The organism is Arthrobacter sp. B2a2-09, from assembly GCF_027587375.1.
Lineage (GTDB): Bacteria > Actinomycetota > Actinomycetes > Actinomycetales > Micrococcaceae > Arthrobacter.
The window spans coordinates 58,952-76,818 of the sequence record NZ_JAMXIC010000024.1; the positions used below are offsets into that span (position 1 = coordinate 58,952).

Below are 17,867 nucleotides of genomic sequence, written 5' to 3' on the forward strand. Positions count from 1 at the left end.
TCCTCAGGCTGGGGAAGCGTGCTGTACTTCTAAACTATCCGGCTATTGCTGAATCAGGCTGCTCGCCATGGACTCTACGGCCAACAGCGGTGCCACGTTGGTCGTGGTGATCCGAACGCGCGCCTTGTTGATGGCATCCATGCGCGCCAACGTGATCTCAGGGGTGGAGCCCGCCGCGTAGGCTTCCAGTTCACTCCTGAGTTCAACGTTGACCAACTCCACGGCGTTCCCCAGCTGGATGACCAGCACGTCCCGGTAGAAGGACTGCAGATCGGTCAGCGTGCGGTCGAGGGAATCTGTGATGGAGCGCTTGGCCCGCCGTTTCTGGTCGTCTTCAAGCTGCCTCACCTGGCTTCGCATCGACGGCGGCAGGGTCCCCGACTCCGGAGCGCCCAGGCTCGCGAGCAAGGCGACCTTCTCAGCGGCGTCACGTTCGTCGTTGGAGCTGTTGGCCTCATCAGTCGCGATCTTGACCAGCTTTTCGGCCATCATCACGGCGGCGGTGACGCCCCGCAGGCCCAGCGGGAAACGGACTGTCTCCATCCGGCGCTCCCTGGCCTCCGGATCGCGGGCCAGCCGGCGCGCGATTCCAATGTGGCTTTGGGCAGCGCGGGCGGCACGGTCCGCAATGGCGGGGTCGACGCCGTCGCGCCTTACTAGCAGGGCGGCGACGTCGGCAGCTGGCGGAATGCGCAGGCTCACCGGGCGGCAACGCGAGCGGATGGTGACCAGCACGTCCGCGGGCGACGGCGCGCATAGCATCCAGATGGTGCGGGGCGTGGGTTCTTCGATGGCCTTGAGGAGTACGTTGGTGGTGCGTTCGGCCATGCGGTCCGCGTCCTCCACCACAATGATGCGCCAACGGCCCGACGCCGGCCGGTCGCCAGCCTTGGACACCAGCTGGCGGGCTTCTTCGATGGTGATGGTGACCTTTTCCGTGCGGACAAAGGTCACGTCGGAGTGGGTCTCGCCAAGGATGGTCCGGCACGATGCGCATTCGCCGCAGCCTCGAAGTGCGACGTCGTCCTGTTCACAGTTCAATGCCGCCGCGAATGCCTTGGCCGCGTTGGAACGGCCTGAACCCGGCGGGCCGGTGAATAACCAGGCGTGCGTGAGGCCTTCGCCTTGGGCGGCCGCGCGCAATTGTGCGACGACGGGCGCCTGGCCCTGGAGCTCGTCCCACACGCTCATGTGCGGCTCCGGAGCAAGTCCTGCACGCGCCGGAGGATCTGCGTGGCGAGGTCCTCGATGGCATCCTTGGCGGGCAGCACGAGGTACGTCTCCGGGTGGGCCCCTGCCAGTTCCAGGAACGCCGCACGGATGCGGGCGTGGAAATCATCGGGTTCTGACTCGAGCCGGTCCTCGGCAGCGTCTCCGGCAGTTCTGCGGTCCCGGCCATCGCCCGGGTGGACGTCAAGGAGTACCGTCAGGTCCGGCTCGAGTCCTTCAGTCGCCCATTCGTTGAGCCGCCTGACGTCCACGGTCCCGAGGTCCCTGCCGGCGCCCTGGTAGGCGACCGAGGAGTCTATATAGCGGTCCGTGATGACCACTGAACCCTGCGCCAAGGCCGGACGGATGACCTGGTTTGCATGGGCAGCCCGGGATGCTGCGAACATAAGGGCTTCGGTCCGGGGATCGATAGTGCCGTGGCCGTGGTCCAGCACCAGGGAACGCAGCTTTTCGCCGATCGGCGTGCCCCCGGGCTCGCGAGTGCGCAGCACGGAAAAGCCGAGGGACTCGAGCGCCTCAGCCAGGCGGGCGGCCTGGGTGGACTTGCCGGCCCCGTCCCCGCCCTCGAAGGCGATGAAGAGTCCCGGGCGCTGGTCCGGCATGGGGCTCTGGTCCTGCTTGAGGCGCTGCGTAGTCACGGATCTAAGCGTACAGAGGAACACTGACAGTGCCCGACGACGGCGCCAGCCCACCTGCGCGGGACGGAACCCGCCGCTCGGCAGCAGTTCAGGGGTATGGGGGTTTAGCCGTAACACCTTTCCAGCGTCTCCTCCCCGCGCCGTAGGCTGGAGCAATGAGTCTTTCCCGAGAGCACGCCGCAGATCTGTGCCCTGACACTGTGGTGGTTGCGGCAGGCCGTCCCGAACGAAGCCATGACCAGCCCGTCAACCCGCCCATCGTTCTGTCCTCCACGTATTTCGGCACGGGAGCACTGAGCGACGGCGACCGCGGCTACGGACGCTATGCCAACCCCACCTGGGATCCGTTCGAAGAAGCGCTGGCCCAGCTGGAGGGCGCCGAGTTGCCGGGCCTGCTCTACGCCTCGGGCCTGGCCGCCGTCAGCTCCGCGTTGTCGCTCGTGCCCGCCGGCGGAGTCCTCGTCATGCCCACGCACAGCTACGCTGGATCGCTCGTCATGGCCACCGAACTCGCGGCCAAGGGCATCCTTGAGTTGCGGACCGTTGACATCGCGGACACCGACGCCGTCAAGGCGCAGCTCGCCCCCGCGGACGCAAAGCCCGCCAGCATGCTGTGGATTGAAAGCCCCACCAACCCGATGCTCGGCATCGCCGACGTCCAGGCATTGGCCGCCGCTGCCCATGAGGCCGGCGCCATCGTGGTCACGGACAACACATTCTCCACGCCGCTGGTTCAGCAGCCCCTCAGCCTGGGCTCCGACGTCGTGCTCCATTCGGTGACCAAATACCTGGCTGGACACTCCGACGTCGTACTCGGCGCCTTGGTGACCTCCAATGCCGGGCTGCGCGCGGAACTCCTGCACCACCGCATCATCCACGGCGGCATCGCGGGTCCCTTCGAGGCCTGGCTCGCGCTCCGCGGCCTGCGCACGCTGGCACTGCGGATCGAGCGCTCGCAAGCTTCTGCCGCGACGCTGGCCGAGCGGCTGAGCACCCACCCGCGCGTCGAATCCGTCCGTTTCCCGGGCCTGCCCAACGATCCCGGCCACGAGCGGGCCAAGTCCCAGATGAAGGGGTTCGGTTCCATTCTGTGCATCCAACTGAAAGGGGACGGGGATCGCAGCGGTGCCGACGCAGCAGATCAACTAGTTCGTGCGTTGCGGTTGTGGCTCCCCGCGACGTCGCTGGGCGGGGTCGAGTCGCTCATCGAACGCCGACGCCGCCACACGGCCGAGCCGCTCAGCGTGCCGGACAACCTGGTCAGGATGAGCGTCGGGATCGAGAACGTAGAAGACCTCTGGGCGGATTTGGAGCAAGCGCTCAAGGCGCTTGACGGCTAGGCTTGAGGGCGTGGACGGAAAAATTTTGATTTCATACATCCAGAATGGGATTTGGTTCATTCTGGGACTGGTTGCCTTCGCTTTGGAGCTGTGGGCGCTGGTGGATTGCCTGCGCCACAAACCCTCGTCTTACGAAGCTGCATCCAAGCGCACCAAGACGTTTTGGCTGGCCCTGACCGGGGTCGCCGCGGTGATCGGCGGCGTGTCTGTCCTCAGCGGCGGCGGTGGCTTTGGCCTCTTTGGCATCGCCGCAGTGACCGCGGCGTGTGTCTACTTGGCTGACGTCCGTCCCGCAGTGAAGGAAATCGGCAACAGCGGCCGCAACCAGGGCCCGTACGGTCCCTGGTGACCTTGGTGGATCAAGGCTTAGGCCGGAGCCACCGCTGCCCAGTCGACGGTAAGTTCACCCAGGCGCCAACGCGACGTTCCGTCCTGAAGCGGCCAACCGGCGTCGCGCAGTGATTGGCACATAGCTGTCCACCGCTGCCTGTTGCCGAACGACGCGAGCGGAGCCGCCTCCAACCAGGCCTTGTCCAGGGCATTCAGGAAAGCATGAATGCGTTCTCCGGGGATGTTGCGATGGATGAGTGCCTTCGGCAGGCGTTCGGCCACGTCGGAGGGCAGTTCGAAACCGCCGAACCGCATGGACAGGCTCAGGCTCAACGGTCCGTTCCGATCCAACGCAACCCACGTCACCTTGCGGCCTATTTCGTCGCACGTGCCGTCGATGAACAATCCCTGCGGTGCCAGCCGTGACTGCACCAGCGCCCAGATCCCGGCCACATCCGATTCCTCGTATTGCCGCAGCACGTTGAAGGCCCGCACCAACACCGGATTGCCTGGAACGGGAACCTCGAAGCCGCCTACGTGGAAGCTGAGCCCGGGCCTTTCGAGGGATTTCGCGGTCCGGACGCGCTCGGGTTCGATCTCGATCCCGCACACACGGACGTCGGGGCGGACGGCCTGCAGCCTTTCGAAGAGTTCGACGGCGGTGGCCGGGGAAGCGCCGTAGCCCAGGTCCACTACCAAGGGGTCGACGGCGGAGCGCAGCCGCCATCCCTGCGGGCCCGCCAACCAGCGGTCCAGACGGCGCATGCGGTTGGGATTGGTGGTGCCCCTTGTGATGTTGCCGACGGGTTTGCCGCGTCTTCCTTGCACCCGCTCAGCTTTTTGCACCACCGTCCCACTTTATCCTCCAACGCGGGGTCACTTACGGCCCATCCGACGCGCAAACACCGGCGCTAAGTGACCCCGCGTTGCGGTCAAAGGGTAATGGCGTAACGCCCGGCAACGGCAGGGCCTGATCGCTTAGGATGAAAACCATGACTTACAAGCTGATTCTGCTGCGCCACGGCCACAGCGACTGGAACGCCAAGAACCTGTTCACCGGCTGGGTGGACGTCGACCTGAACGACCAAGGCCGCGAGGAAGCAGCCCGCGGCGGAGAGCTCCTGGTCGAGAACAACGTTCTCCCGGACATCCTGTACACGTCCCTGCTCAAGCGGGCCATCAACACCGCGAACATTTCCCTGGACAAGGCCGACCGCGGCTGGATCCCGGTCAAGCGTGACTGGCGCCTCAACGAGCGTCACTACGGCGCTTTGCAGGGCAAGGACAAGGCCCAGACCCTCGCCGAATTCGGTGAAGAGCAGTTCATGGAATGGCGCCGCAGCTACGACACCCCGCCGCCCGTACTCGCCGACGACAGCGAGTTCTCCCAGGTAAACGACGTGCGCTACGCAGGCCTCGGCGACGCCCTGCCGCGCACCGAGTGCCTCAAGGACGTACTGGTCCGTCTCCTGCCGTACTGGGAGTCCGACATCAAGGAAGACCTCAAGGCTGGCAAGACCGTCCTGGTCACCGCACACGGCAACTCCCTGCGCGCCCTCGTCAAGCACCTGGACGGCATCAGCGACGAAGACATAACCGGTCTGAACATCCCCACGGGCATCCCGTTGGTCTACGACCTGGACGAGAACTTCCAGCCGATCAACCCCGGCGGAACCTACCTCGACCCCGAGGCCGCGGCAGAGTCCATCAAGGCTGTAGCTGCCCAAGGCAAGAAATAAACTCTTGAGAAAACGACGCCGGCCGGCCCACCTTGCGAGGTGGGCCGGCCGGCGTCGTTGTTGTTAAGCCTGGCTAGAAGCCTTCCGGCTGCCATTCGCCGGTGACCAGGTAGGTCACCTTGCGGGCAACGGAGACGCCGTGGTCGGCGAAACGCTCGAAGTAGCGGCTGGCGAGGGCAACATCCACGGTGGTGGCGGCTGTCTCGGCCCAGGCGGGATCTGCGATGGCCCTGAAGACGCTCAAGTGGAGATCGTCCACCCGGATGTTGAGCTTGAGGATATCGCGGGCAACTTCCAGGTCGCGCGACTCCAGGAGCAGGGTGACCTTCTGGACGATTTCGAGGTCGAGGCGGGCCATGTCCTTGAACGTTGCCGTCAGCTGCTCGGGGATGACGGTGGCCGGGTAGCGCAAACGGGCCAGCTGGGCCACGTGCCGGGCGAGGTCACCCATGCGCTCCAGGGATGCGCTCATCCGCAGGGAGCCGACAATCATCCGGAGATCGCTCGCCACGGGGCCCTGGAGGGCCAGGATGTCGATAGCCCGTTCGTCGAGGCCGTTCTGCAGGAAATCGATCCGGGCGTCGGCAGCAATGACGTCCTGGGCGAGATCCACGTCGGCACCTTCGAATGCGGTGGTCGCGTTCTGGATCGCCTCAGTGACCAGCTTTGAGATCTCGATGAGGTCCTCACCGACCTGGATGAGCTCCTCCTGAAAAACCTTGCGCACGGTGGCGTCCTCTCCTTGGAAATCTCCTCCGCACCCTTCTGGCGGCGCGAAAATCATCACAGCTAACTACGGTCCAACTAGTAAGGGTGGCAGCGGTCAATGAACGATTGCGCACCTTTAGGTGAACGTTAGCTGAATCGGGGCGGTTTGGTGACCGTTCCATATTTTGCAGTGTTTTGAGCGCATAAGCTAGATCCGTGGATCCAGTGCTCATCGGTGTCATCGCAGGTCTAGTCGGCCTGTCGTGCGGCGTCTTTGGCGTGCTCGCGTTCAGGCTCAGTGAACGGCAGCGAAAGATCGTGGACCTGGACGTCACTGAGCCGCTGCTTCCGGAGGGTGCCGCGGAGGTGTTGTCCGTCGTCGGGCGCGCTTTCGTGGTGGTGGACGCGATCGACGGCGTGGTCCGGGCCAGTCCTGCGGCCTATGCATACGGCCTCGTGAGGGGCCACACGGTGGTGCACAAGCAGTTGCTGGACATGACCGCAAAGGTTCGGCGCGACGGCGTGATCCTTGAGGAGACTTTCGAGTTGCCCCGCGGTCCACTGGGCAAGGGAACCATCGTGGTGCAGGTGCGGGCAGCCATGCTCGGATGGGAATATATCGTCCTGCTGGCCGATGACCGTACCGAAATCACCCGCACCGAAGAAATCCGCAACGACTTCGTGGCGAACGTCTCGCACGAACTCAAGACGCCGGTGGGCGCCATCTCCCTGCTGGCCGAGGCGCTCGAGGCAAGCCCGGACGACGAAGAAGCCGTCCGTCGCTTTGCCAAGCGCATGCACAAGGAATCGACACGACTGGCCGCGCTGGTGCAGGACATCATTGAACTGTCCCGGCTTCAAGGCGCCAACGTGGCACAGCAAGGGCACGCCGTGGACATCAATACGGTGATCGCTGAATCCGTGGATCGTTCGCAGCTCCCGGCCGAGCTCAAGAACATCAAGATCGTCGTCGGCGGACGCACGGAAACAATGGTTTTCGGCGACCAGGACCTGTTGGTGACCGCCCTGCGGAACCTGATCGACAACGCCATCCGGTATTCGCCAGAGAACACCCGTGTGGGAGTGGGGGTCCGCGCCAAAGAGGGCGTGGTGGCCATTTCCGTCACAGACCAGGGTGAGGGTCTCAGCCCCGAGGACCAGGAACGCATCTTCGAACGCTTCTACCGTGTGGATGCGGCGAGGTCCCGGCAGACCGGGGGAACCGGCTTGGGCCTGAGTATCGTCAAGCATGTGGTGTCCAACCATGGCGGCGAGGTCACGGTCTGGTCCCAGCCCGGCCAAGGTTCTACTTTCACCATCCGCCTTCCGGAAATGGAAGGCCAGGAGGACGACGACGCCGGGGCGAAGCCCCGAAACGTGATTCAAACGACGGGCGCCGTACGCGCCCTAGAGCAAGGAGCTGGCGCTTGAGCAGGATTCTGATCGTGGAGGACGAGGAGTCCTTCAGCGACCCCCTGTCCTACCTATTGGGCAAGGAAGGCTTCGATGTCCAGGTTGTGGACAACGGCAGTGACGCCTTGGTGGAGTTCGACCGCAACGGTGCCGACCTGGTATTGCTGGACCTGCAGCTTCCGGGGACCCCTGGCACTGAGGTCTGCAGGCAACTGCGCCAGCGTTCCAGCGTCCCGGTCATCATGCTGACGGCCAAGGACTCGGAAATCGACAAGGTGGTTGGCCTGGAGCTCGGCGCGGACGACTACGTCACCAAGCCGTACTCCTCCAGGGAACTCGTGGCGCGCGTGCGTGCTGTGCTGCGTCGGCAAGGCGAGCCGGAGGAACTCATCACATCCACCGTGCAGGCCGGCCCGGTGAGGATGGACATCGAGCGGCATGTAGTGAGCGTCAACGGCGAACAGGTATCGCTTCCGCTGAAGGAATTCGAACTCCTCGAGATGCTCCTTCGCAATTCGGGCCGGGTGCTCACCCGTGGGCAGTTGATCGACCGGGTCTGGGGTTCCGACTACGTGGGCGACACCAAGACCTTGGATGTCCATGTGAAGCGTTTGCGCAGCAAGATCGAGCCCGACCCCTCGGTTCCCCGCTACCTCGTGACGGTGCGGGGCCTGGGCTACAAGTTCGAGCCGTAGGAACCCCTCGCGGCCGGGGCAGCCTGGAACGGCTCTCAAAGCGAACAAGAGCAAAAGACAAAAGGAAGGGCTCCCATGGTGGGAGCCCTTCCTTTTGTCTTCGTGGAGCTTTTCTTCGTGGAGCCGGCATGTTGCCGACCCGAGCGGTGCAGGCCGCTGGCCTCCTAGTGGCCGGTGCTGCTCGCGCTAGGCGTCGGGGTCGCGCTGCTGCTCGAGGTCGCAGAACCGCTGACCGAGGCGCTCGGAGACGCGCTAGCGGTGGGGAGGTACTTCGCGTATTCCTTCAAGGAGGCGTCCAGGACCGGGAACTGCACGGTGCGGGAATCGGAGCCGGTCTTGATGGTCACGGAAACCACGGAACCCGGGGCGCCGCCAGTGGTGCTCAAAATGGCGGCGTCGGTGGTGTCGTTGAGGTAGGTCTGGGACTTGGCCTTGACTGGAATGGTCGCCTGTGACCCGCCGGCGCCACTGATGGTCAGGGTTGCATCGCTCGAGGAGGTGTTGAACACGGCACCAATGACGCGTCCCGGCTTGTTGGCATCCGTGGAGATGATGAGCATGTTGCGCAGCTGGAGCGAACCGAGGTCTTCCCTGACGCCGTCCGACGGTGAATACTGCTGGTTGGTCTGCTGGGGGTTGATGTAGCCACAGCCGGTCACGGACAAGAGACCGATGCCGATGGCGGCCGCCGCCATCGCCAGTTTGCCGCGCTGGACACGGTTCATCGCAGTAATGCGCACGACACGTACTCCTCTAAGAGTCATTGGAACACTTTTCAGGCATAGCCTATCGGCAAACTAGCAGGAACAAGGATTCCGATCACCATTGTGGCGGCCCTCCAGAAGGAGTAGGGTCGTCCGGAACGCCTTCTCCTATGCACTTTTATACCCTCCCGTCAAGAGGGGGTCGGAGGGCTGAAAAGGCCATTTTCCGCGTATTTACAGGGCTCAGGACCCCTTTCCGTGCCAATCGTATGCCTTAAGCGTGATAAACTGGTCTGCGGGAAAGGGGAAAGTCCACATGGTTTTTGAGGTCGGCGAGACAGTAGTTTACCCTCACCACGGTGCAGCAAAAATTGAAGAAATCAAGATGCGCACTATCAAGGGCGAAGAGAAAATGTATCTCAAGCTCAAGGTGGCTCAGGGTGATCTGACCATTGAAGTTCCAGCAGAAAACGTAGACCTTGTTGGGGTTCGCGACGTAGTGGGCAAGGAAGGCTTGGAGCACGTATTTGACGTCCTCCGCGCCGAGTTCACTGAAGAGCCCACCAACTGGTCCCGTCGCTACAAGGCAAACCTGGAGAAGCTTGCTTCCGGCGACGTCATCAAGGTTGCAGAGGTCGTTCGCGATCTTTGGCGCCGTGATCACGATCGCGGCCTTTCCGCAGGTGAAAAGCGAATGCTGGCCAAAGCCCGTCAGATTCTGATTTCAGAACTGGCACTGGCTGAGAAGACCGACGAAGAGAAGGCTGCAAGCGTTCTCGACGAAGTTCTGGCTTCCTAACAGAGATTTAAAGATTTGAACCCCGGTGGCAACCTGCCGCCGGGGTTTCCTTTTGCCCGAAAGCCCGACTGTCTCCACCGCCCCCCTCGCCTCGCAAGTCCCCACCGGCTCCCAGCCTTCGCAAGCTCAGGCAGGGGCCCTCGCCGGTGTGGCCCCACGGCCAGGGAACCCTGGCGGCGTGGGCCCACGCAGTAGGTGTCGTTCTGGGCGCTCAAAGCGAGACCTACTGCCAGCTAGTTGGGCGGGTGGGCACCACGTAGGCTTGAGCGCATGACTACACCATCCCAGCGCGAGGCCACCGCCGTCGTCGTCGTTGCGGCAGGCTCCGGGGAGCGGCTTGGCTACGGCATGCCCAAGGCAAAAGTTCCGCTGGGCGGCGAACCGATCCTCACCCATGCCCTTCGCGGCGTCGCGACGGCAGACGTTGCCCGCCAGATTTGCGTGGCCGTCCCCGCGGGGGACCTGGAACTGCGCGAGCTTTGTGAGGAGTTCCGGCAAGAACTGGGCGCTGACGGGCCGCTGATCACAGTGGTCGACGGCGGATCCACCCGTGCCGCTTCGGTCCGCGCAGCCCTTGGAGCGGTCCTTGAGGGAACGCGCGCTGTGCTTGTTCACGACGCCGCGCGTGCACTGACTCCTGATCGGGTCTTCCACCGTGTTGCCGCGGCGCTCTCGTCGGGCGCCAAGGCCGTCATCCCCGCGATGCCGGTGGTGGATACCGTCAAGATGGTTGTGGAAACTGACGGGGACGACGCCGGAATCGCGCCGGAGATCGTCACCGGCACCGCACCGCGCGAACAACTGCGCGCGGTGCAGACTCCGCAGGGATTCGACTTTGAGACTTTGGTGCGCGCCCACGCGGCGGCCGCGACGTTCGACGACGAGCAGTCGGCGGCAGTCACGGATGACGCCATGCTCGTCGAGCTCCTGGGCGTGCCTGTCCATGCAGTCCGGGGCGCCAGCCAGTCGCTGAAGATCACCACGCCGTTGGATCTCATCATTGCCGAGGGCCTGCTGGAAGGGCCGCTCGGAGTCCGCTGGGTGGAAGGCTGATGGGCGCCTCAAATAGCGCAGCCATGATTCTGCCGCGCACGGGCATCGGGGTGGACGTGCACGCCTACGCACCTGAGAACGACCCGCAGCCGTTATGGCTCGGCGGGCTGTTTTGGGAGGGTGAACGCGGACTTTCAGGGCATTCCGACGGCGATTGCGTCGCCCATGCTGCCGCTGACGCGCTCTTCTCCGCTTGCGGCATTGGTGATCTGGGCACGCATTTCGGTACCGACCGTCCCGAATTCGCAGGTGCGTCCGGGGTGAAGTTGCTGGGGGAGGCGGCCAGGATTGTCCGTGCCGCCGGTTTCGAAATCGGGAACGTGGCAGTGCAGTTCGTTGCCAACAGGCCAAAATTCGGGCCGCGGCGTGAAGAGTCACAGCGTGTCCTCAGCGCCGCCGCAGGAGCCTCTGTCAGTGTCACCGCGACCACCAGCGATGGCTTGGGTTTCACGGGGCGGGGCGAGGGCATTTCAGCCGTCGCCACCGCCCTCGTGTACGCCGTGCCGGCAGCGCCCCATAGCGATAACGCCTAAACAGAGATAGATGGTGTGAAACGAGCCAGATGAAGCGCATCCGCTAATCTGGAGCGGTGACCCTGCGCTTTTACGACACTGCATCCGCCGAAGTCCGCGACTTCGTTCCCCTTGAAGCCGGCAAGGCCAGCGTCTACTACTGCGGTGCCACGGTGCAGGGGATGCCGCACGTGGGACATGTCCGTTCCGCGATTGCCTTCGACCAGTTGACACGCTGGCTTGAATACCGCGGGCTGCGCGTCACTGTTGTCCGCAACGTCACGGACATCGACGACAAGATCCTCGCCAAGTCGGCGCAGTCCTTCGGGCCCGACTGGGCCGAGGAACCTAGTGCCAAAGCCGAGGAAGAATGGTGGGCCCTGGCCTACCGCTACGAGCAGGAATTCGAGCAGGCCTACGACGTCCTCGGCGTTTCCCGCCCTACCTACGAGCCTCGCGCCACCGGCCACATTCCGGAGATGCACGCCCTCATCCAAAGGCTCATCGACCGCGGCCACGCCTACCCCGCGCTGGGCGACTCCGGGGACGTCTACTTCGACGTCCGCTCCTGGAGCAAGTACGGTTCGCTGACGCGCCAGAACATCGACGACATGCAGGGCGCATCCGACGCCGACCCGCGCGGGAAGCGCGACCCACGCGACTTTGCGCTGTGGAAGGGCTTCAAGAACGGGGAGCCGACGACGGCGAGCTGGGTTTCGCCGTGGGGAACCGGCCGGCCGGGCTGGCATCTTGAATGCTCCGCCATGGCTACTAAGTACCTGGGCCAGCAGTTCGACATCCACGGCGGGGGATTGGACCTCCGCTTCCCGCACCACGAGAACGAAATGGCACAATCGCAGGCGGCGGGTGACGACTTCGCCAACTTCTGGCTGCACAACGGCATGGTCACCTATGAGGGCGAAAAGATGTCCAAGTCGGTGGGCAACACAGTGAGCCCCGAAGAGATGCTCGAGCTCGCAAGTCCACGGGTAGTCCGGTACTACCTCGGCCAGGCGCAGTACCGCTCCATCCTTGACTACCGGCCCACCTCGCTTCAGGAGGCTGCGGCTGCCGTGGAGCGCATCTACGGTTTTGTTGCGAAGGCTTCCAAGAAGTTCGGTGGCGACTTCGCCGCGCACCCTGAGTCGAGCCCCGTGCCGGATGCCTTTGCTGCTGCAATGGATGACGATCTCAACGTCCCGCAGGCCCTTGGCGCCCTGCACGAGACGGTCCGTGCTGGAAACACTGCACTGGCGTCCGGGGACGACGCCGGGGTCCAGCAGGCGCTCCAGGCCGTGATGGCCATGACCAGCGTGCTTGGACTGAACGACGTCCGCGGCGAAGTCCAGGAGAATTCCGAGACTGCCCAGGCCCTTGAGGTCCTCGTGGAAGCCCAGCTGCAGGCACGGGCCGAGGCTCGAGCCAACAAAGACTGGGCGGCTTCCGACGCGATCCGCGACACCCTAGCTGCAGCCGGTATCGCCGTCGAGGATGGCGCCGATGGTGCCAGTTGGAGCCTCAAAAAGGACTGACAAAGCTCCGTCGCCCCGATTTAAGTTGATTCAGTAGACTTGATTGCAGACGTACTCAACACAATCAAGGGTGGAATTCATGGCCAACAACGGTCGCCGGGCTGTCAAAAACAAGAAGGGCCCCACCACTGGAACCGGTGGCCACGGTCGAAAGGCCCTGGAAGGCCGGGGTCCAACCCCCAAGGCTGAGGACCGCGAGTACCACAAAGCGTACAAGAGCAAGCAGCTTGCCGAGCGCTCCGCAGCCAAGCGCGCGGCAGGGGGCGCCAGCCGCTCCAACCCGGGCGCCCGCTCAGGCCCGAAGGGCCGCGCTACCGAGGAAGTAGTCACTGGACGCAACTCCGTGGTGGAGGCGCTCCGCGCCGGAATCCCCGCGAAGGCTCTGCACGTTGCAATTCGGATCGAGATGGACGACCGCGTCAAGGAGTCCCTCAAGCTCGCTGCCGAACGTGGCATCCCGCTGTTGGAAACCGGTAAGCCCGAGCTGGACCGCATGACCGAAGACGCCGTGCACCAGGGCCTCGTACTGCAGATCCCGCCGTACGAATACCAGGACGCCTACGACCTCGCCGAAGAGACGGTCGCCAAATGGAAGAAGGGGTACATCCCCAACGCGCCCCTCTTTGTTGCGCTCGACGGCATCACCGATCCCCGCAACCTGGGCGCCATCATCCGCTCCGTTTCCGCTTTCAGCGGCCACGGCGTGATTGTCCCGGAGCGCCGCTCCGTCGGCGTCACCGCTTCGGCTTGGAAGACCAGTGCAGGCGCGGCAGTCCGCGTCCCGGTGGCCCGGGCGGCCAACCTGAACAACGCCCTCAAGCAGTTCAAGCAGATGGGCATCTTCGTGCTGGGCCTGGATGGCGACGGCGATGTCTCGCTGCCGGATCTCTCCTTGGCCACCGATCCCGTGTGCATTGTTGTGGGTTCCGAGGGCAAGGGCCTCAGCCGCCTGGTTCGCGAAAACTGCGACCAGATCATCTCCATCCCGATCGACTCCGCCATGGAATCGCTCAACGCCTCCATGGCCGTGGGCATCTCCCTGTACGAAGTCTCAAGGCAGCGCGCCACGAAGTAACCCTGCGGTGGGTGGCGGCACAGCCGCCAGACGCTCGCTCACCTTTGACGCGTTTTCTTCCGACGCTCGCTCACTTATGTGGTGTTTCCGACGGACGCTCGCTCACATGATGTGAGCGAGCGTCCGGGTTTTTGCCCCCAGATGTGAGCGAGCGTTCGGGTTTTTGCCGCCAGATGTGAGCGAGCGTTCGGGTTTTTGCCGCCAGATGTGAGCGGGCGTTGCTGTTCCCTTTAGAAGTCGCGGCGGTTGGCCAGGACCGGGAGCTTGACCCGAGCTTCCTCGACGACGGCGGCATCCAACTCCGCGAACAAGAGGCCGGGTTCGGCGTCGAGCTCTACCAGCACGTTTCCCAAGGGGGACACGACGGCGGAGTGCCCCACTCCGGTAGGCGCCGCACCCTTGGGTTCACGGCCTTGGGTCGCGGGATCGCCCTGGCCGCAAGCAAGGACGAAGGTTGTGGTGTCGATCGCCCGGGCTCGTGCGAGCAGCTTCCACTGTTCCGCCTTTCCAGGCCCGGCTCCCCAAGAAGCGGACACGATATTCACGTCGGCTCCGCGGTCGGCATTGGCGGTGAAGAGGGCCGGAAAACGGATGTCGTAGCAGGTGGCCAGGCCAAAGGTGAGGCCTCCGGCATCGAACGTCACTGGATCGGTGCCGGCGTCGACGGTGTCCGATTCTGCAAAGCCGAAGGCGTCGAAGAGGTGGATCTTGTCGTAGCTGGTGTCCACTCCGGGCCCGGTGGCGATCAGGGTGTTCCGGACCTTGCCGTTGCTGCTGCCGTCGGACGCCAGTCCGGGGGTGAACATTCCGGCCACGATCACGATCCCAAGATCTTGGGCGATCCTCCGCACCTGGCTGGCCCATGGCCCATCCAGGGGCTCGGCGATGTCGAGCAGGGAATTCCCGAACGCCCGCATGGTCGCTTCCGGGAACACCACGAGCTCGGCGCCGCCCTCCTTGGCTCGGCGGGCGTAGTCTTCCAACAGGATCAGGTTGCCTGCCAGCTCGCGGCCGCTGATGAGTTGAGCAAGAGCGATTCGCACAATTACCTCCACATTGGTGTTTAGGCAAAGTATGCAACGACCGCGCGGAGGATACGAACTCATCCGCGTGTGGGCGGGCGTAATCCGCGCATCCGACACAATCCGTTGCAAACGACCGGTTTTGCAAAATGCGCAATGAGCCGGGTGATACGACGTTTCAGCAGGTGAGCGGCTTGTTTGCCTTCGCAGGGGCCGCCAGCTTGGCTCCGACCGCCGGGCATAGGCACTGTCATATGGGCCGCGGGCAAGGGAGAATTGGCGTCGGAGACTAAACTCTCAACTAATGGTTATGCCGATTTTTGACACAGCATCTACAGTGGACGCCTCGCGGCCGTCGCCGCTCGGGTTGAGTGTTCCGCGGCCCGGAGTTCCCGACGGCTCCACCCCCGCAGATAGGGTCAACGTCGCTGTGTGGGCCCCTGGACTCACTCGAGTCGAAATCGCCTACAAGGCCCCCGGCGACTCCTGGAAAGTCCACACGCTGCCCAAACTTGAGGACGGCGTGCACCACGGGATTGTGGACGGGTTGCCGCCCGGCACCCGGTACGGCTTCCGCGCCGCAGCACCCGAGGACGCGCTTCCACTGTCCGTTCCTGTTCCGGACTTTGACGCCGACGACGCCGAGCAGCTGTTGCTGGATCCCTACGGTCGTGCGGTGCACCAGCGCGGAGAACTGTTGACTTCTGTGCGGATGGAGTCGGGTTTCGATTGGGGTGACGACCGCCCGCTTCGCACGCAGTGGCGCGACAGCATCGTCTACGAGGCACACGTCCGCGGCCAAAGCATGCTGCATCCGGATATCCCGGAGCACCTCCGCGGCACATACGCGGGCATGGCCCACCCCGCCATGATCGAGCACTTCCACTCATTGGGAGTGACGGCCGTTCAATTGCTGCCCATCCACTTCCACACGGACGAGCAGCACCTGCAGTACTTGGGCCTGACCAACTATTGGGGCTACAACACGGCAGCGTTCTTTGCGCCCCATGCGGACTACGCCACGCAGGCCGCCCAGCAGGCCGGCCCGCACGCTGTCCAGGACGAGTTCAAAGGCATGGTGAAGCTCCTGCATGCCGCGGGGATCGAAGTGATTCTCGACGTCGTCTACAACCACACGGCGGAAGGCGGGCCCGACGGCGACACCTTCAGTTTCAGGGGCCTCGGCGAGCAGCGGTACTACCGCCACGATGCCCACGGCCGCTACCTCGATACGACGGGCTGCGGTAACACCCTCAATTTTGCCGAACCCAGGGTAGTGGACCTGGCCATTGAATCGCTGCGCTATTGGGCGGACGAATTCCACATAGATGGCTTCCGTTTCGACCTTGCCGTGACCCTGTGCCGCAATGCGGGCAACGAGTTCGATCCTGAGCACCCTTTCCTGAAGCGCATCGCGGAGGATCCGGTGATCTCCAAGACCAAGCTCATTTCCGAACCGTGGGATGTGGGTTACGGTGGCTGGCAGACAGGGCGGTTCCCCGAGGGATGGGTGGACTGGAACGATCACTTCCGCGACGGCGTACGCCGCTTCTGGCTCTCTGACCGGGGCGCTGCCGACGCCGGGATGTCCGGCGGCAACGTGGGAGTCCTGGCCGACGCCTTGACTGGCTCCACCCGGGTCTTTGAACCTTCGGGACGCTCCAGGCTCGCCTCGCTCAACTTCATCACCGCGCACGACGGATTCACGCTTGCCGACTTGGTGTCCTACGACCGTAAACACAACGAGGCCAACGGCGAACAAAACCGCGACGGCCACGGCGACAACCGCAGCTACAACCATGGATTCGAAGGACGCACGGAGAACGAGAGGATTCTTGCGGCCCGTGCCCTTTCCAAGCGGAACCTCATGACTACGTTGATGATCTCCATCGGCGTGCCCATGATCACTGCCGGCGACGAGCTCGGACGCACACAGCAGGGTAACAACAACGCCTATTGCCAGGACAACCCCCTGACATGGATCGACTGGACCCAGACACCCGAATCGCATGACATGCTTCGGAGCACCAAACGGGTGATCCGGCTCCGCAAGGAGTTCATGGAAGCCCAGGACGCAGGCTTCCCGGACAAGGGGACGGGCCTGGATTGGTTTGATGACAAGGGCCAGCCCATGACGGCGGCCCGTTGGCACGATCCCTCCCTGCGGATTGTTCAGCTCTTAGTGAGCTCGGAGGGCGGTGCTTACCGCGGCTTGGTCGTGATCAACGGGAACAAGGATGACAAGAAGGTTGTCCTGCCCAAACTGCTCGCCGAGTCCGGGGCCGGGGGCCGGATGTTCGAGCTACGCCTGACGACGTCTGAGCTCAATGACCGCAGGCAGGGAGCACTGGTCGCGGCAGGCGAGCGGGAAGTCGTCCAAGGCAACACCATCAACGTCTACCGCACCTAGGGGCCGGGTACTGGCTGCCGGGTGGGCTGGCCCACCCGGCAGCCATATCGCTATGCGTTGACGATCAGCCCCAGTTCGGCCTTCGAGGCCAGGGAGGGATGCTTCGGGAAGACCCGGACGGTGTAGCCGAAGGATCCGGAGCGGTTGATCAGGATGGAACCGGTGAACAGGTGGCGCCCGTTGCCGAGGTCCTCGAACGAACTCAGTTCGGCCACGGTGATGTCCTCCAGCTCATCGCTTTCTTCAGCCCGCCCGTACGCCACTTCGACGCTGACGTCGTCCGGAGTCAGGGTGTGCAGGGCGATGTAGGCGTTGACCTGGAGGGTGTCCCCGATCTGTGGCTCCTCGGAGACGCCCACGGAATCGACGTGTTCCACGATCAGCTGCGGCCAGGCGTTGCGGACCTTGGTGGTCCAGGCCGCCAGTTCCTTCGCTTCCTTGAAGGAGCCAGCCACGGCATGCCGTCCAGACTCCGCTGCCGGGCGGTAGAGGGTGTTGACGTAGTCCTGGAGCATGCGGTCGGCCGAGACGGCCGGGCCGAGGTGGGCCAGCGTGTGCTTGATCATCGACACCCAGTGCGTCGGGATGGCTTCCGGGCCGGACTGCGAGGGCCCGGCCGCGCCGGCCTCCGCGGAGACCGTGGAGCCGTAGAAGCGCGGGGCCACCT

The 17,867-nt window shown here is 64.0% G+C and carries 17 protein-coding genes and 1 pseudogene; 11 read left to right on the forward strand and 7 right to left on the reverse strand.

What is annotated here, in order from left to right:
* Window positions 1–42 precede the first annotated feature (42 nt).
* Window positions 43–1,191: a DNA polymerase III subunit delta' gene (locus NFJ07_RS20650; RefSeq protein WP_269997374.1), complete on the reverse strand. Its 1,149-nt coding sequence runs from the start codon at window positions 1,189–1,191 to the stop codon at window positions 43–45.
* Window positions 1,188–1,832 carry a dTMP kinase gene (gene tmk / locus NFJ07_RS20655; RefSeq protein WP_269997422.1) on the reverse strand — a complete coding sequence of 215 codons (645 nt, stop codon included), beginning with the start codon at window positions 1,830–1,832 and terminating at the stop codon, window positions 1,188–1,190. Before tmk ends, NFJ07_RS20650 begins: the two co-directional genes overlap by 4 nt.
* A gap of 191 nt (window positions 1,833–2,023) precedes the next feature.
* Between tmk and NFJ07_RS20660 the strand changes: the two genes are divergently transcribed.
* Window positions 2,024–3,208 (forward strand): trans-sulfuration enzyme family protein, encoded by a 1,185-nt coding sequence (locus NFJ07_RS20660; RefSeq protein WP_269997375.1) that lies wholly within the window; start codon window positions 2,024–2,026, stop codon window positions 3,206–3,208.
* A 10-nt stretch (window positions 3,209–3,218) separates the two neighbouring features.
* Window positions 3,219–3,557: a DUF2516 family protein gene (locus tag NFJ07_RS20665; RefSeq protein WP_269997377.1), complete on the forward strand. Its 339-nt coding sequence runs from the start codon at window positions 3,219–3,221 to the stop codon at window positions 3,555–3,557.
* A gap of 17 nt (window positions 3,558–3,574) precedes the next feature.
* Here the strand turns inward: NFJ07_RS20665 and NFJ07_RS20670 are convergent, their stop codons facing one another.
* Window positions 3,575–4,387, reverse strand: coding sequence for a class I SAM-dependent methyltransferase (locus NFJ07_RS20670; protein ID WP_442865379.1), 813 nt, complete (start codon window positions 4,385–4,387; stop codon window positions 3,575–3,577).
* A gap of 143 nt (window positions 4,388–4,530) precedes the next feature.
* Between NFJ07_RS20670 and NFJ07_RS20675 the strand changes: the two genes are divergently transcribed.
* Window positions 4,531–5,277, forward strand: coding sequence for a phosphoglyceromutase (locus NFJ07_RS20675; RefSeq protein WP_269997379.1), 747 nt, complete (start codon window positions 4,531–4,533; stop codon window positions 5,275–5,277).
* Window positions 5,278–5,350: 73 nt separating this feature from the next.
* Here the strand turns inward: NFJ07_RS20675 and phoU are convergent, their stop codons facing one another.
* Entirely contained in the window at window positions 5,351–6,004 is a 654-nt protein-coding gene (phoU, locus tag NFJ07_RS20680; RefSeq protein WP_078106623.1) for a phosphate signaling complex protein PhoU, read from the reverse strand.
* Window positions 6,005–6,210: 206 nt separating this feature from the next.
* On the opposite strand from phoU, the gene NFJ07_RS20685 reads away from it, so the two are divergent.
* Window positions 6,211–7,416 carry a sensor histidine kinase gene (locus NFJ07_RS20685; RefSeq protein WP_269997424.1) on the forward strand — a complete coding sequence of 402 codons (1,206 nt, stop codon included), beginning with the start codon at window positions 6,211–6,213 and terminating at the stop codon, window positions 7,414–7,416.
* Window positions 7,413–8,093: a response regulator transcription factor gene (locus tag NFJ07_RS20690; protein WP_059388662.1), complete on the forward strand. Its 681-nt coding sequence runs from the start codon at window positions 7,413–7,415 to the stop codon at window positions 8,091–8,093. Before NFJ07_RS20685 ends, NFJ07_RS20690 begins: the two co-directional genes overlap by 4 nt.
* A gap of 164 nt (window positions 8,094–8,257) precedes the next feature.
* On the opposite strand, the gene NFJ07_RS20695 is transcribed toward NFJ07_RS20690, so the two are convergent.
* Entirely contained in the window at window positions 8,258–8,818 is a 561-nt protein-coding gene (locus tag NFJ07_RS20695) for a hypothetical protein (RefSeq protein WP_269997426.1), read from the reverse strand.
* 295 nt (window positions 8,819–9,113) lie between these two features.
* On the opposite strand from NFJ07_RS20695, the gene NFJ07_RS20700 reads away from it, so the two are divergent.
* From NFJ07_RS20700 to rlmB, 5 genes are all read left to right on the forward strand, one after another.
* Window positions 9,114–9,596, forward strand: a complete 483-nt coding sequence (locus NFJ07_RS20700) for a CarD family transcriptional regulator (RefSeq protein WP_011690592.1) — start codon at window positions 9,114–9,116, stop codon at window positions 9,594–9,596.
* A gap of 270 nt (window positions 9,597–9,866) precedes the next feature.
* Window positions 9,867–10,649: a 2-C-methyl-D-erythritol 4-phosphate cytidylyltransferase gene (ispD, locus tag NFJ07_RS20705; protein ID WP_269997409.1), complete on the forward strand. Its 783-nt coding sequence runs from the start codon at window positions 9,867–9,869 to the stop codon at window positions 10,647–10,649.
* A gap of 23 nt (window positions 10,650–10,672) precedes the next feature.
* Entirely contained in the window at window positions 10,673–11,182 is a 510-nt protein-coding gene (gene ispF, locus NFJ07_RS20710) for a 2-C-methyl-D-erythritol 2,4-cyclodiphosphate synthase (RefSeq protein ID WP_269997427.1), read from the forward strand.
* Window positions 11,183–11,238: 56 nt separating this feature from the next.
* Entirely contained in the window at window positions 11,239–12,693 is a 1,455-nt protein-coding gene (cysS, locus tag NFJ07_RS20715) for a cysteine--tRNA ligase (protein WP_269997411.1), read from the forward strand.
* A 79-nt stretch (window positions 12,694–12,772) separates the two neighbouring features.
* Window positions 12,773–13,768 (forward strand): 23S rRNA (guanosine(2251)-2'-O)-methyltransferase RlmB, encoded by a 996-nt coding sequence (gene rlmB / locus NFJ07_RS20720; RefSeq protein ID WP_269997413.1) that lies wholly within the window; start codon window positions 12,773–12,775, stop codon window positions 13,766–13,768.
* 230 nt (window positions 13,769–13,998) lie between these two features.
* Here rlmB and NFJ07_RS20725 read toward each other — a convergent pair whose 3' ends face one another.
* Window positions 13,999–14,811: a carbon-nitrogen hydrolase family protein gene (locus NFJ07_RS20725; protein ID WP_269997414.1), complete on the reverse strand. Its 813-nt coding sequence runs from the start codon at window positions 14,809–14,811 to the stop codon at window positions 13,999–14,001.
* 283 nt (window positions 14,812–15,094) lie between these two features.
* Here NFJ07_RS20725 and glgX point away from each other — a divergent pair, with 283 nt between their 5' ends.
* Complete coding sequence (gene glgX, locus NFJ07_RS20730) at window positions 15,095–17,200, forward strand: glycogen debranching protein GlgX (protein WP_269997416.1); 2,106 nt, start codon at window positions 15,095–15,097, stop codon at window positions 17,198–17,200.
* A gap of 50 nt (window positions 17,201–17,250) precedes the next feature.
* On the opposite strand, the pseudogene NFJ07_RS20735 reads toward glgX, so the two are convergent.
* Window positions 17,251–17,867: pseudogene (locus tag NFJ07_RS20735) on the reverse strand (DUF3417 domain-containing protein); the annotation flags it as partial.

Coding starts and splice junctions, on each gene's coding strand:
- glgX (WP_269997416.1), top strand. CDS start 15,095: ATGGTTATGCCGATTTTTGACACAGCATCTACAGTGGACGCCTCGCGG.
- ispD (WP_269997409.1), top strand. CDS start 9,867: ATGACTACACCATCCCAGCGCGAGGCCACCGCCGTCGTCGTCGTTGCG.
- tmk (WP_269997422.1), bottom strand. CDS start 1,832: ATGCCGGACCAGCGCCCGGGACTCTTCATCGCCTTCGAGGGCGGGGAC.
- NFJ07_RS20695 (WP_269997426.1), bottom strand. CDS start 8,818: ATGAACCGTGTCCAGCGCGGCAAACTGGCGATGGCGGCGGCCGCCATC.
- NFJ07_RS20675 (WP_269997379.1), top strand. CDS start 4,531: ATGACTTACAAGCTGATTCTGCTGCGCCACGGCCACAGCGACTGGAAC.
- NFJ07_RS20660 (WP_269997375.1), top strand. CDS start 2,024: ATGAGTCTTTCCCGAGAGCACGCCGCAGATCTGTGCCCTGACACTGTG.
- NFJ07_RS20700 (WP_011690592.1), top strand. CDS start 9,114: ATGGTTTTTGAGGTCGGCGAGACAGTAGTTTACCCTCACCACGGTGCA.
- NFJ07_RS20650 (WP_269997374.1), bottom strand. CDS start 1,191: ATGAGCGTGTGGGACGAGCTCCAGGGCCAGGCGCCCGTCGTCGCACAA.
- ispF (WP_269997427.1), top strand. CDS start 10,673: ATGATTCTGCCGCGCACGGGCATCGGGGTGGACGTGCACGCCTACGCA.
- rlmB (WP_269997413.1), top strand. CDS start 12,773: ATGGCCAACAACGGTCGCCGGGCTGTCAAAAACAAGAAGGGCCCCACC.